At 72.0% G+C, this 12,605-nt stretch carries 11 protein-coding genes; 4 read left to right on the forward strand and 7 right to left on the reverse strand.

Annotated elements, in window-relative coordinates; genetic code table 11:
• Window positions 1–232: 232 nt before the first annotated feature.
• Complete coding sequence (locus tag C5C17_RS06940) at window positions 233–865, reverse strand: pentapeptide repeat-containing protein (RefSeq protein WP_104252651.1); 633 nt, start codon at window positions 863–865, stop codon at window positions 233–235.
• A 53-nt stretch (window positions 866–918) separates the two neighbouring features.
• Here C5C17_RS06940 and C5C17_RS06945 point away from each other — a divergent pair, with 53 nt between their 5' ends.
• Window positions 919–1,389 (forward strand): hemerythrin domain-containing protein, encoded by a 471-nt coding sequence (locus C5C17_RS06945; protein WP_104252652.1) that lies wholly within the window; start codon window positions 919–921, stop codon window positions 1,387–1,389.
• Window positions 1,390–1,435: 46 nt separating this feature from the next.
• On the opposite strand, the gene C5C17_RS06950 is transcribed toward C5C17_RS06945, so the two are convergent.
• The 6 genes from C5C17_RS06950 to C5C17_RS06975 form a co-directional block, all read right to left on the reverse strand.
• On the reverse strand, window positions 1,436–3,316 hold the full coding sequence (locus C5C17_RS06950; RefSeq protein WP_104252653.1) for an ABC transporter ATP-binding protein: 1,881 nt from the start codon (window positions 3,314–3,316) through the stop codon (window positions 1,436–1,438).
• Entirely contained in the window at window positions 3,313–5,031 is a 1,719-nt protein-coding gene (locus C5C17_RS06955; RefSeq protein WP_104252654.1) for an ABC transporter ATP-binding protein, read from the reverse strand. The genes C5C17_RS06950 and C5C17_RS06955 overlap by 4 nt, the downstream gene beginning before the upstream one ends.
• A gap of 164 nt (window positions 5,032–5,195) precedes the next feature.
• Complete coding sequence (locus tag C5C17_RS06960; protein WP_104252947.1) at window positions 5,196–6,563, reverse strand: glycosyltransferase family 2 protein; 1,368 nt, start codon at window positions 6,561–6,563, stop codon at window positions 5,196–5,198.
• Window positions 6,560–7,537: a hypothetical protein gene (locus C5C17_RS06965; protein ID WP_104252655.1), complete on the reverse strand. Its 978-nt coding sequence runs from the start codon at window positions 7,535–7,537 to the stop codon at window positions 6,560–6,562. Before C5C17_RS06965 ends, C5C17_RS06960 begins: the two co-directional genes overlap by 4 nt.
• A complete protein-coding gene (locus C5C17_RS06970; protein WP_104252656.1) occupies window positions 7,534–8,451 on the reverse strand; it encodes a WcbI family polysaccharide biosynthesis putative acetyltransferase in 918 nt (305 codons plus the stop codon). The genes C5C17_RS06965 and C5C17_RS06970 overlap by 4 nt, the downstream gene beginning before the upstream one ends.
• Before the next feature lie 44 nt (window positions 8,452–8,495).
• On the reverse strand, window positions 8,496–9,512 hold the full coding sequence (locus tag C5C17_RS06975; RefSeq protein ID WP_104252657.1) for an epimerase: 1,017 nt from the start codon (window positions 9,510–9,512) through the stop codon (window positions 8,496–8,498).
• Window positions 9,513–9,538: 26 nt separating this feature from the next.
• Here C5C17_RS06975 and C5C17_RS06980 point away from each other — a divergent pair, with 26 nt between their 5' ends.
• From C5C17_RS06980 to C5C17_RS06990, 3 genes are read left to right on the forward strand one after another with little or no spacing between them, the layout of a single operon-like run.
• Complete coding sequence (locus C5C17_RS06980) at window positions 9,539–10,282, forward strand: TetR/AcrR family transcriptional regulator (protein ID WP_104252658.1); 744 nt, start codon at window positions 9,539–9,541, stop codon at window positions 10,280–10,282.
• On the forward strand, window positions 10,282–11,202 hold the full coding sequence (locus C5C17_RS06985) for a DUF4166 domain-containing protein (protein WP_104252659.1): 921 nt from the start codon (window positions 10,282–10,284) through the stop codon (window positions 11,200–11,202). Before C5C17_RS06980 ends, C5C17_RS06985 begins: the two co-directional genes overlap by 1 nt.
• 48 nt (window positions 11,203–11,250) lie before the next feature.
• A complete protein-coding gene (locus C5C17_RS06990; RefSeq protein WP_104252660.1) occupies window positions 11,251–12,573 on the forward strand; it encodes a glucose-6-phosphate dehydrogenase in 1,323 nt (440 codons plus the stop codon).
• Window positions 12,574–12,605: the final 32 nt, after the last annotated feature.

Below are 12,605 nucleotides of genomic sequence, written 5' to 3' on the forward strand. Positions count from 1 at the left end.
TCCACGGGGAATTGCCGGTCTTCGTGCGCACGATGCGCCCAGCCCGGTGAGCGGCGCGTCAGGAGCGCGGAGACCGTATGACTTTCCTATGACTCGCGGTGGCGCCTCGTGCGCCGGGCGTGGTTCACCGCGGCGCACGACTGGCTCGGCAACTCGGCAACTCGGCAGCTCGGCAGCTCGGCAGCTCGGCAGAGATCGTTGCGGCGTTGCGGCACTGCGGCGACTAGGAGGCTCAGCCGAGCGACTCGATTTTGGTGCCCGTCTCGCTCGCCTTGCCGAACGTCGGAACCACGCCCGCGAACGTGCATCCGCGGAACGTGGTGGCGGCATTGAACTTCGCGCCGGTGAAGCTGCAGTCGATGAACCGGGTGTTGGTGAACTCGGCGCCTGACAGCTCCGCGCCGTCGAAGCTGCAGTTCGAGAAGACAGTTCCTGGCACCGTGCGGAGGCGTCGCAGCTTCGCGTCGGCGAAGGAGCAGTCGGAGACTTCGGGGCCGATGGACGCCTGCGGGATGTTCGCCCCCGTGAAGGTGCAGGCGCGGAGGGCGCCTTCGAGTCGTGCGTGCGCCGTGACCTTCGCGCGCTCGAAGCGGACGTGCGTGAGCGTGCTGTCCCTGATGGTGAGTCCACCCGTGAGGCCGCTCGCGTCGACCTCGGTGAGCTCGAGGTGGGTGATGCTGACGCCGAGGCTGCCGGCCTGCAGCCCTCGGAGGTCGGTCGCCGCGGATGCCGGGTCGTGCCAGCTCGGCATGATGCGGTGGGGCCCCGGAACCACCTCGGAGAGCCGCGAGAGCTGGGTTCGCAGCGAGGAGAGTTCCTGGGAGTTCCAGCGATCGCTGAGGGTCTTGGTGTCGGCGGCGCGCATGCCCTCGAGCGTACTTCGCCTGCGATGGCTATCTTGGTGACCGAGGCGATGAGATGAGTGCACAGGAGAAGGAGCGGCTCGTTGCGTGGAGCAGCGAGCTGAGGGCGGTCCACGCGCGTCTGCGCAAGGCTCTCGCCGTCACGCACGAGGCGGTGAAGCGCGGCGACCCGGCCGGGCCAGCCGCCCGCGACCTGCTGCTCTACTGCCACGGGTTCTGCACCGCGCTCGATGGTCATCACCGCGGCGAGGACCGCGAGCTGTTCCCCGCGATCGCCGCGGCGCATCCCGAGCTGCGCGACACACTCGCCCGACTGCAGCAGGACCACTCGATGATCGCGCACCTCCTCTCCAGCCTCCAGGCGTCCGTGGATGCGGGGGAGCCTGCAAGCCAGCTCGACCGGCACCTGGAGGGCATCGCGGCGATCATGGAGTCGCATTTCCGCTACGAGGAGCGTCAGCTGCTCGACGTGCTGGAGACACTGGCCCTCGACGCGGACCCGGCGGTCGTGCTCGGGCCGCTCTGATCGAGCACGGCGGGCGATCAGGCCCCTGCGATTGCCGGGACCGCGCTCAGTGGCGCCCCTCGCTGGGATCCACTGCTGGTGCGCGGTGCAAGGTCCAGGCAGCCCATAGCTCGCGGTACGGTCCCTCGATCTCGAGCAGCTCGTCGTGCGTTCCATCTTCGACGACGCGGCCGTGCTCCATGACGAGCACCCGCTCGGCGCTGCTCGCCTGCGACAGGTGGTGCGCGATCGTGACGACGGTGCGCCCGGCGAGCGCCCGCCGCGCGGCGGCCTCGAGTGTGCGAGCGTCGGCGGTGTCGGCGTCCGCTGTCGCCTCGTCGAGGATCACGATCGGCGCCCGCGTCACGAGCGCACGCGCGAGGGCGAGGCGGTGCGCATCCGTCGCGCTCACCTCTGCGTTGCCCTCGCCGACCATCGTGTCGAGGCCATCCGTGAAGGTGTGCCGCCAGCGGGGGCCCGCGACCGACTCGAGCGCATCCCGCAGCTCGTCGTCGCTCGCCGACTCCCTCGCGATGAGCAGGTTGTGCCGGAGGGTGCCCGAGAAGACGTGCACGTCCTGGCTCACCATGACGATGCGGCTCGCGCGTTCGAGTTCGCTCATCTCGGCGGGGTCGAGGCCGCCGACGTCGACGTGCCCAGTGCGAACCTCGAGGAGGCCCAGGAGCACCCGGGCGAGGGTGCTCTTGCCGGCGCCGGACGAACCGACCACGGCGACCCGCTGACCGGCGGGGATGTGCAGCTCGCCGATCCACAGCACGGGAGGGCGACCTGGGTAGGCGGCCTCCACGGACTCGAGGGTGATCTCCGGCGCCGGCGGGTCGCCAGCGGCGGCGCCTGCGATCGCCGCGCCCGCGTTCGCGAGGCTCTCGCCGAGGGCCACGCGCACACGCGGCTGCTCGTCCGGTGGCACCGGCGCGAGCTGGATGACACCCGCGACGCGAGCGAGGGAGGCGCTGGCCGACTGCAGGTCGTCGACGAGCATGAGCAGCGAGATGAAGGGGCCGAAGAGGGCCTGGAAGAGCAGGGCCGCCGTCGTGACCTCGCCGATCGTGGCGGCACCGGTGAACGCGAGCCACGCCCCGACGAGGAGCACGGACGTCAGGCCCACCGCCTCCGCCATGTTCATGCGGAACCCGAACCGGCTCTGCACGATGCGGGTGCGCAGCGCCCACCTGAGCACGTTCCAGGAACGGGTGCGGATGCGCTCCGTGATAGCCCCGCCCCAGCCGTAGGCGTGCACGGTCGGGAGTGCCTGGATGGCGGAGACCATCTCGCGGGACCGCGACGCGATGGCGACGCGTTCCGCGGCGTAGAGGCGGGGAGCCTTCCGCAGGTAGCGCCAGAGCGCGAACGCGTGCACCGGAACGACCGTGAGCATGGCGAGCAGGAAGAACGGGTTCAGTACGGCGAGTCCGACGCCCGTCGCGAGGACCGCCAGGCTGGCGGACACGACCGCGGGCACGGCGCCCGTCGTGACCTCGCCGACCGTGTCGACGTCGTCGGTTGCCCTCGAGACGAGCTCGCCGTCGGCGACCTCGTCGACGAGCACGGCGGGGAGTGCGAGCGACGCCGCCACGAAGTCCTCACGGAGCCGTGCGAGCGCCGTCTCGAGGACTGCCGCGAGCGCCATCGAACCCAGCGCTCCGAGCGCCGCGCTGCCAGCGACGCCGGCGAGCAGCATGAGGGCGACCTCGACGAGGCTCCGGTCGACGCCCGTGGCCGCGTCGACGAGACGCCCGAGCCCCGCCGGGACCAGCAGGGCGGCCGCCGCGGCCGCGGCGAGCAGCACGATCGCGAGCACGAGCATCCAGGGGCGCAGCGTCAGGAGGTGCCAGGCAAGGCGCGCGGACCGCTTTCCCGTTGCGATGGGGAGCCCGGGTGTGACGGGCTGGGTCTCGGCCTGCAGGCCAGAAGTGGTGCCGCTCATGCGATGGCCTCCGCGTACTCGGGGTGCGTCGCGAGCAGCTCGTCGTGGGTGCCTTCCGCGGCGAGCATCCCGTCGCGGAGCACGAGCACCCGGTCGGCCCGCACCAGCAGCTGCGGGTTGGAGCAGACGACCACGGTCGCTCTGCCTGCCGTCGCTGTGCGCATGCGCTCGCCGATGTGCTGCTCGGTGACGGCGTCGATCGCGCCGGTGGGCTCGTGGAGCACCAGCACGGGTGCCGGGGCGGCGAGGGCCCTGGCGAGAGCCAGGCGCTGCCGCTGCCCGCCGGAGAGCGTGCGGCCGGCGCCGCCGAGCGGGGTGCGGATGCCCTGGGGGAGCTGTTCGAGCACGTCGTCGAAGGCAGCCGCCGCGAGGGCGTCGCCTGGGGAGCTGGCTGCGCGCCCGATGCCGACGACGTTGGACGCGACCGTGCCAGGCACGGTGTGCGCCGCATGCGGGGCGGCCGTCACGAGCTCGTGCAGGCGGTCGGCGTCGACCTCGTCGAGCGGGAGGCCGTCGACCTTGACGGTGCCGCGTGGCGGGTGGATGCGCCCGCCCAGCAGCTCGACCAGCTCGGCCGCGTCGTGGGCTTCCGCGACGACGCCGACGATCTCGCCCCGCTCGACCGCGAAGTCGAGCCCGCGGAGGTGGGTCCCGGTGAGCCCGGCAACCGCGAGCGCGGGCGGGACGGTCGCTGCGGGTCCTGCCTGCTCGCCGGCTCGGGTGTCGCGCGCGTGCGGCGCCTCCAGCAGCGACAGCACGCGCTTCGCGGAGGCGCCCGCCCGCGCCCAGACGGCGCCGACGTTCACGGCGAGCGCTTCCATCGGGCCCATGACGACCTGCACGACGCCGACCACGGTGATCAGCTGACCGACGGTGATGGCGCCCTGGAAGGCGAGGAACGCGGCGATGACGCCGATCGCGACGACGAAGATGCCGGTCGCCGTGCTCGAGACGGCGACGAACCATGCCTCGGCTCTGCGCGTCGCGATCGCGGCGACTCGGGCGCGCTCGCTGGCGTCCGCGTACGTGCGGGAGGCGCGGCCCGTGGCCCCGAGGGCGGTGAGCGTGCGGAAGCCGGCGATGGCGTTCGCCGCCAGCGACGCGGAGTCTGCGGTGAGCCGCTGCTGGTGCTCTGCCCTCGAGCGGAGGTGCCTGCCGAAGCGGTCGAGGAGCAGCAGGAACACGGGCCCGCCGAGGATCACGGCGAGCCCGAGCGGCCAGGCGATGCTGATCAGCACTGCACCGGCGGCCACGACCGCCGCCAGCTCGGCGACCGGGTGCACGAAGAGGAGCCCGCCGAACGCGACGCGCTGCACATCCGAGCCGCCGATGCCGAGCAGCTCGCCGGTGGGCCGCTGCCGGTCGCCGAAGCCGCGCGGGTCGAGGGAGCGCTCGCTCACGCGCATGCGCAGCTCGTGGTGGGCGCGCTGGATGCCGTTGACGAGGAAGTACACGCCGGCCCGGTACGACCAGGCGAGGAGCACGAACACGCCGACGAGCACCGCGGCCCAGACCGCGAGCTGCGGGAGGTCGCGGTCGACGATGCCGCGGTCGATGACGAGCCCGACCACGACCGGCACCGCCACCTCGCACAGCTGGTGCGAGACGAACAGGGTGGTCGCGGGCGCCAGCCAGCACTTCACGCTCAGCGCGGTCTGCACGATGAGGCGGCGCGGCCCCGTCGTCTGAGCGGCTGCTGGCATTGCTGCTGGCATACGGCGGCCTCCTGGCGGCTTCGGTCGGGGCGCTCCGGATGCGCGAAGCCGCAACGAGCGACGCCCGTGGTGAGGGCGACCTCCCCATTTTTCCCTACAATCGCGAATTCCGCCCCCTCCACATGGGGTGCGGTCGTATGAGGCGGTCGAGACGTCGCCCCCGCTCAGTCGAGCGAAAGCCACCCGCCGAGGTGGGCTGCCACGCTGACGTCGCCGGGGAGCGGTCGAATCGCGTCGTCCGTCACCTGCTCGGTGCGCCAGCCCGCTGACTCGCCCCAGCGTTCCTCTCGGCGCAGCGCGCGTTCGGACCGCACGAGGACGTGCTCGCCGATGCGCACGGCGCCCAGCTCGGAGCTGCCGACGCTGGCCGCAGCGTCCTGGAGGGCCGTCGATGCGAGCGGGGCTGTCCCTGCGCCTGGCACAGCCTCAGCACGGCCATCGAAGTGCACGGCGGTGTCGAGGTCGATGCGGACGCGGCCCCGCGGCGTCGGCCCCGCGGCAGACAGCACTCTCGGGTCCGCCGCGAACAGGGGATGCGTCCCGGCCGGGACGACGACGCTCGCGTGCGGCAGCTGCTCGAGGAGGGTGTCGACGCACACGAAGGCCGCGCCGTCGCTCGGCGCCGCACCCAGCACGACGACGACGTCGTGGGCCGCGCCGTGCAGGGCACGCGGGCGCGAGCCGGCCACGCCGATCTTCTGCGCCAGCAGCATCGTCTCTCGGTTCTTCTGCTCCTGCCGTCGAGCGTCTGCCGAGCTCCTGCCCGCCCAGTCCGGACCGTCGTGCCAGGCCACGGCGAGGGGCTCGTATGCCAGCACGGCACCGGCCAGCCAGGCGCGACTCGCCCAATCCCAGTCCTCACCGCCGTAGCCCAGGAAGTCCTCGTCGAAGCCGCCGGTCTCGTCGAAGAACCACCTGGTGCACGAGAAGACGGCCCCGATGACGAACCGATAGGAGCGGTCGTCAGCGTCGAGCAGGTTCCTCGACGCGCGGTAGGCGGAAGCCAGCCAGCTGGGCTCGGGGAGCTCCCGCGCCGGTCCCGCGGTCTCGACGGGCGCATCCGTATCCACGCCGGTGAAGTCGGCGTGCCTGCGGTGACCCGCGACGACCGCTTCCGGCAGCAGCGAGGGAAGCGCCGCCATGCGTGCCACGTAGTCGGGTGCCGGGGACGTGTCGGCGTCCAGGAAGCACAGGATGTCGCCCGTCGCGGCCCTCGCACCCAGGTTGCGGGCGGACCCGGCCCGGAACCCGAGGTTCTCCTGGGCCAGCACGCGGACGCCGGCCGGGACCGTCGGGGGCACGAGGGAGCCGTCATCGACGACGATGACCTCCATGAGCGGTGCCGGATGCGTCTGCCTGGCGAGCGCCGCGATCGTGCGGTCGAGCTCGGCCTGCTGCTCGAAATGCGCGACGATGACCGACACCGACCGCGGCGTCGCGGTTGTGGTCTCGCTCTGAGCGTCGACCAGATCCCACCGGTTGCCCGGAACCGTGCGTCCGAACGGCGGGAGCCTCGGGGCACTGAGGGTCACAGCGCCGCCCACCAGCTGAGGTAGGCGCGGGCGATCTCGTCGATGCTCGGGGAGGTCGACGTCCCGTCGTCGAGCCACGTCGACTCGGGCCGCAGGAGCGCGAGCTGCAGCGCCGCCGCGAGCTCACCGGACCGAACGAGATGCATGGTCTCTGGCCGGATGGCGTCCATCTCACGGAAGTAGTCGGAGTCCACGGTCAACGGCCTGCGGCCCGCGGAGAGCCAGTCGGTGAGGGAACCGGAGGCTGAGACGTGCTGGTGGGCGATGATAGGGACGGCCACGCTGCGGCTGCGCTCGAGGCGCTCCTCGGGTGAGAGGAAGCCGGTGCTCGAGAACTCCACGCCAAGCCCGCGCGCGTACCGCTCCAGATCCGCGAGCTCCTGCTCGTGCCCCGCGGACGCGCATCCCAGCGCGACGACGCGCGGCCGCCGCTCGCTCGGAATGGACGCGACCGCGTTGACGACCTCGAGGTGCCCCTTGCCCGGGTAGTAGAAGCCGAGCACGGCGACCTCGTCGGTGGGGAGCCACCCGTCGGGCCGCGGCTGGGGAGGCTGCGCGGGGAGCGGGACGACGTGCACCTGCACGCGGCTGCCGAGGGCGACCTCGAGCAGGCGCTGCTCGTGCGTGCTGTTGACGACGGTGCCGGCTGCTGCCGCGACGACTCGGCGATAGCACTCGGTGCGGCGGGCGAAGCCCTTCGCTCCGTCAGAAGCCTGCGGGACGTCATGGAGCGTGACGCTGACGGGTCCCCGCGCGGCGAGACGCTCGAACCGCTCGGCCGCCCGCTCGGGCGTGCTGCCCCAGAGGCGGTCGGTGAAGTGGACGTGCGCGAGCTGCGACGAGACGAGTCCGTGCGCGCTGCGGTAGGTCACGGCTGAGTCGAGCTTCGCGACGGCCGTCGCGACGGCGCGAGCGTACTGGTCCACACCGTGGGTCTCGTCGTCGCGGTGCAGCAGGAGCGGAGGGGCGTTCACGCGGCCCTCAACGTCTCGATCGTCGCACCGTGTCTCGCGAATCCGGCGGCGACGGCGTCGGGATGCTCGGCGTACCACTCGAGGTGCGCGGCCCGGATGCGTTCGGTGTCGATCGGCTCGCCGTCGCGTGTCCACGTCTCGGTCGGCTCCGCGTCGAGGCCCCAGGCGTCGATGACCGCCTCCTCGCGCGGCGCGTGCATCGAGTTGAGGATCTCGCGATCGAGCGTCAGCTCCCGCTCCGGGAGGCCGAGGCGGTCGCGGACGCGCTCCGCGGTCGCGAGCCAGATGGGGTTTCCCGGGTGGTTGATCGTCCGAGCCTGCGCGAACGACGGGCGGGCGAAGAGCTCGGAGACGCGCACGGTGCCGTGTCGGTCCTCGCGTTCCCGCAGCTGCGCGATCGACTCGGCGCCGACCGTCGTGATCGCGGTGCGCGACGGCGACTGGGGCAGCGCATCCAGACCGGCGGCCTCTGCGAGCGTGCGGAGGTCGTGGTAAGGGACCAGGGGAGGGACGAGCGAGGTGTCGGACGGTGGCCGGACGATCGCCTGGAACGGGTACAGCCCCGCGAACCTGATCACGGGGAACAGGGCGGTGCGTGCGCCAGCCCGCAGTCGGGTGGTGAGCTGCTTCGTGCCGACGGGCAGCCCACGGTAGTCGTCGCGCACGGGCTGCGTGACCAGGAAGCTGGCGCGGACAAGCCACGCCTCCAGGTGCGGCAGGTCGGCCGGCTCGAGCTCGTGCACGGGCGGTGTGCGGATGAAGCGCACGTCGTCGCCGAGGGCGAGGCGCAGCGACTCCGCCTGGCAGTTGCCGATCGTGAGGCCGATGGGTCGGTCGTCGCCCGCAGGGTCCGGGGTGCCTCCCGACGTGAAGAAGTCTGCGTAGTGCGTGAGGCGTGCGGGGGCGTGCGTCATCGAGGGGAGAGGTCTCCGAACCTGCCGAGGTGGGTGGGGGCGAGTCATCTTAGCTCCCGCGCGACCTGGCGCAGTGCGGGGTTGAGTTCCGGGTGCGCGAAGTGGTAACCGGCCTGCGTGAGCCGCTGCGGTGTGACCCACCTGCTCTTCAAGATGAGCTCGGGCTCGGTGCGCAGCACGGCCATCGCGGGCTCGAGCATCCACCGCCAGGACGGCAGCCCGAACGGGGCACGCACGACGCCGCGGATGCTCGCCATGAGCGTTCGATTGTCGCTCGGGTTGGGGCTGCTCACGTTGATGGCACCGTCGAGGTCGTCCCGCTCGATCAGGAACCTGACGGCGCCGATCACGTCGTCGACGTGCACCCAGCTGAACTTCTGGCGGCCCCGCGTCCGGTACTGCGGGGCGCGCCCGTCGCCGCTCGGTGCGGGACCGATGCCGCGGTAGCGCCGGTGGTTCGGGGCCCAGCCGTCGATGTTCGGGCCGCCGAGGCCCAGGCGCGCCAACGTGAAGAGGGTGCTCGCGGCTGGGCCGTCGCCGAGCACGATGGCCATGCGCAGCGCGACGCGACGCGTCTTCGGGAGGGTGCCCTCGAAGAACGCACGTTCCCAGTTGCGGGCCACGTCGACGGAGAAGCCCTGCCCGAGCTCGCCATCGGACTCCGTGTTCGGCCGGTCGGTCGTGTGGCGGTAGATGGTTGCGGTTGAGGCGTTGAACCACACTCGCGGCGGGTTCGGCACGGCTGCGACCGCGCGCCGCAGCTCGGCTGTCGTCTCCACGCGGGAGCGCAGGATCTCGTTCCGGTTCGCGTCGTCGTACCGGCAGTTGACGGATTTGCCGGCGAGGTTGATGAGCACTTCGGCACCGTCCATGGCGTCCTGGATGGCGTCTGCATCACCCCATCGGACGGCCTCGCGCCTGCCGATGCGGACGACCTCCCAGCCTTCGCCCTCGAAATCGGATGCAAGCGCTCGGCCGACGAATCCGCTCGCCCCGGCGATGACGACGCGGCGCGAGTGCGGTCGCTCTTGCCCGCGGCCGGCGTGGTTGTGCTGTTCCATGAGGCCGAGTGTAGTACTTTCTGAACATGTTCAGTTTTAAGTCCGGTGGCCACAGCGAAGACTCGGACGGCCCCGTCGCCGAGGCACCCCGAGGAGAGCGAGGACCATTGCTGCCATCCACCAAGCGGGAGCGGACCCGAGCGCTCATCCGTGACGTCGCTCTCCGCTCCTTCCGCGAGCGCGGCTACGACGCGACGACCATTCGTCGCATCGCCGAAGAGGCCGGCGTGTCGGTCGGCACCACCAACTACCACTTCGCGACCAAGAACCACCTCGTGCAGGAGCTGTACCTCGACGTGCAGGAATCGCACGCAGACACTGCGATCGGGCAGCTGGAGGGCGTTCGCGAGCTCACCGAACGGCTCGCGATCGTCTACCGCACCGGCCTGGAGCAGCTCGAGCCCTACCATCCGCACGCACCGGAGTTCCTCGCCGCCGCGGTCTCGCCCCGCTCGCCCATCAACCCGCTCTCCGAGGAGTCCGCGCCCGCGCTCGCGGTGATCCGTGGACTCTTCGAGCGCGCCGTCGACGGCGCCAAGTCGCCGCTCGCCGACGAGTTCAAAGCGGGCCTCCCGCAGGTGCTGGTGCTGAGCCACCTGCTGCTGGCGCTCCTCTGGGTCTACGACTCGTCACCGGGGCGCGAGCGCACGCACCGCATCCTCGACCGTGCCCTCAACCTGCTGCGCATGACGCTGCCGCTCACGCGAATCCCCGTCGTTCGGGCCCCGCTGCGGGAGCTGCTCGCGCTCGCGGGGGAGGTGCGCGCCTGATGCGGCCCTCCCTGTCCGGACGCAGCGCACCCCTGTCCGGGCGCAGCGCACCCCTGTCCGGGCGCAGCGCGGCCGACGAGAACGACGCCAAGCCGCAGCAGTCGGTCTACGAGCAGATCCTCGGGCCGCAGATCGAACTCCTCCATCCGCAGCTGCGCCGCTACTTCGGCCCCATCCCCGCGGGGCACGAGGGACGGGGCAGTGGGGTCTACTCGTGGGCGGGAGGCCGTCGCTCGATGCTGCGGCCTGTCCTCGCCTGGCTCGCCTTTCGGCATGTCCTGTTCCCCGAGCGCGGCCGCAACGTGCCCTTCGCCATCCGCAACCGGCCGGAGGGTGACGGCGCGCTCTCCGCCAGGCGCGAGTTCACGTTCCCGCGCGTCACCCGCGTCATGGAGGACACCATGAGGGTCGTCCCCGGAGCGGGCGGCAAGCCGCGGCTCGTCGACCGGCTCGGGCGCCGAAGGGGGCTCGAGGTCGAGCTCGAAGTCCGCGTGCACGAGGGCGCCCTGCGGATGCGCTCGACGCGCCTGTGGCTGCGGATGCGGGTCCCGGTCGCCCCCAGATCGCTGTGGCCGGCGCGTGCGAAGATCGCGCCGCTCGAGGACGTCGCTGGCGCAGACGTGCCTGCCCGGGACGTGCCCGCTGTGGTCGCGCGCGCCGCAGCTGTGCCCGCCGGGAGCGTGAACTCCAGGAGCATCGTGCGGCGCGGCGCGGTGCTTCGCGTGCCGCTACCGGGCGTCGTCACGATGACGCTCGACGAACGGGCGCATCCCGACGGCAGCGGGCGCCAGTGCGTCGACGTGCGCCTGCGGTCGCCGATCATCGGCGACGTGTTCCGCTACGTGGGCGAGTTCGAGTACTCCGTCGTGCCCGCGAGCGAGCCTGACACGACCGGCGGATTCTCGGGCGCGAACGCGTAGTCTCGCGCCGGAACAGCCCAACCGCGGAAGCAAGCACCCGGAGGTCACATGCAGACGAGCACCGAGATTCCAGAGGTCGCCATCGGCGGCCAGGTCAAGCGGACGATCGCCATCCTCGGCGCGGGCGGCGACCTGACGGAGCGCCTCCTCCTCCCGGGGATCGCCAAGGTCGCCGACGCGAGCCCCGACGTCGAGCTGCACATCATCGGCGCCGCCCGCACGCCGCAGACGCGCGACGAGTGGCGGGACGTCGTCAGGCAGAGCCTCGACGATGCGGGGGTCTCGCAGCGCACGATCGACTCGCTCGTGTCGCGCTCGGAGTTCGTGGCGACAGACGCCTCCTCGGCCGAGGAGCTGCGTGAGCTGCTCGAAGCGTGCCCGAGCCCGCCGCTGCTCTACGTCGCGCTGCCGCCCGTCATGGGCGAGAAGGTCGCGGCGGCGCTCGCCGAACTCGACCTCCCCGACGACCTCAGGATCGCGATCGAGAAGCCGTTCGGTGAGAGCGAGGAAAGCGCGCGGGCGCTCAACGAGGCGCTCGCCGCCGTCGTGCCGGAGGATCGCCTCTGGCGCATCGACCACTTCCTCGGCACCCCCGCCGCAGTCGAGCTCATCCGGTCACGGGAACCGATCGAGGCGAGTGGTGTGCCGGTTGGCGACGTCGGGTCGACGACGAAAGGCACGGGGGACACGCGGGACGCGGAGTCGCGAGGCCGCGTCGAGATCATCTTCGAGGAGGGCCTCGGTATCGAGGGTCGGGGCGCCTTCTACGACGACACGGGGGCGCTGCGGGATATGCTGCAGAGCCACCTCATGCTCATGCTCGCGTTGACGGCCATGGAGCAGCCGGGAGAGGAGCCCGGTGCGCTCGACGACGCCCTCGCGGACGTCCTGCGAGCCACCCGCGTCTGGGACGAGCATCCCGTGTCGGCCCGCCGCGCCCGCTACGCGGCGGGGGAGGTCGACGGGAACCGTCTCCCGGCCTACGCCGATGAAGAAGACGTGGATGCCGACCGGGCGACCGAGACGCTCGCCGAGGTCACGCTGCGGGTCGACACCCCCAGGTGGCGCGGCGTGCCGTTCGTGCTGCGCTCGGCGAAGGCCATCGGCGAGGCGCGGCAGGAGATCGTGCTGACGCCCGGCGACGGGGCGGCGCCCACGCGCATCCCGCTCCGCGCCCCGGCAGACGACAGCAGCGCCGACCCGTACGCGCGGGTCATCGCTGGCCTCCTCACCGGGAACACGCTGCTCTCGGTGCGTGGCGACGTCGCAGAGGAGCTGTGGCGCATCGTGGCGCCCGTGCTCGAGGCGTGGGAGAGCGAGCCTGGAGAGCTGCCCGAGTACGCGGCGGGCACCGTCGGCACCGATGCCTGACGCTGACGCTGACGCTGACGCTGACGCTGACG

It is taken from the genome of Pseudoclavibacter sp. RFBA6 (assembly GCF_002931575.1).
GTDB classification, from domain to species: Bacteria; Actinomycetota; Actinomycetes; order Actinomycetales; family Microbacteriaceae; genus Pseudoclavibacter; species Pseudoclavibacter terrae.

Excerpts from the sequence above, each read along its gene's own strand:
- C5C17_RS06950 (WP_104252653.1), bottom strand. The coding sequence starts at position 3,316 with ATGAGCGGCACCACTTCTGGCCTGCAGGCCGAGACCCAGCCCGTCACA.
- C5C17_RS06940 (WP_104252651.1), bottom strand. The coding sequence starts at position 865 with ATGCGCGCCGCCGACACCAAGACCCTCAGCGATCGCTGGAACTCCCAG.
- C5C17_RS06955 (WP_104252654.1), bottom strand. The coding sequence starts at position 5,031 with ATGCCAGCAGCAATGCCAGCAGCCGCTCAGACGACGGGGCCGCGCCGC.
- C5C17_RS06970 (WP_104252656.1), bottom strand. The coding sequence starts at position 8,451 with ATGACGCACGCCCCCGCACGCCTCACGCACTACGCAGACTTCTTCACG.
- C5C17_RS06985 (WP_104252659.1), top strand. The coding sequence starts at position 10,282 with ATGCGGCCCTCCCTGTCCGGACGCAGCGCACCCCTGTCCGGGCGCAGC.
- C5C17_RS06945 (WP_104252652.1), top strand. The coding sequence starts at position 919 with ATGAGTGCACAGGAGAAGGAGCGGCTCGTTGCGTGGAGCAGCGAGCTG.
- C5C17_RS06975 (WP_104252657.1), bottom strand. The coding sequence starts at position 9,512 with ATGGAACAGCACAACCACGCCGGCCGCGGGCAAGAGCGACCGCACTCG.
- C5C17_RS06980 (WP_104252658.1), top strand. The coding sequence starts at position 9,539 with ATGTTCAGTTTTAAGTCCGGTGGCCACAGCGAAGACTCGGACGGCCCC.
- C5C17_RS06990 (WP_104252660.1), top strand. The coding sequence starts at position 11,251 with ATGCAGACGAGCACCGAGATTCCAGAGGTCGCCATCGGCGGCCAGGTC.